The following is a 210-nucleotide window of genomic DNA, read 5'->3' on the forward strand; positions in this document are numbered from 1 at the left end:
AAAGGCGGCTCATTACATCTCTCCGGATGATAAGCAGGCAGTGATGATGCTGAATGCGGAGGCCATGTTCTCTATGGTGGACAATCTGATGACGGGAGTCCGAATATTGATTTGGATGGTAGGGTTGGGTACCTTGTTTGCCGGAGCTATTGGCGTATCGAACATCATGATGGTGACAGTGCGTGAGCGTACCACGGAAATTGGCATTCG

At 50.0% G+C, this 210-nt stretch carries 1 protein-coding gene; it reads left to right on the forward strand.

Annotated features, from left to right (window positions below; all coding sequences use genetic code 11):
* A partial coding sequence (locus tag LI164_RS15905; protein WP_331464390.1) for a hypothetical protein occupies positions 1 to 210 on the forward strand: 210 nt, incomplete at both ends.

The organism is Dorea sp. 210702-DFI.3.125, from assembly GCF_020560945.1.
Classification (GTDB): Bacteria; Bacillota; Clostridia; order Lachnospirales; family Lachnospiraceae; genus Dorea; species Dorea formicigenerans.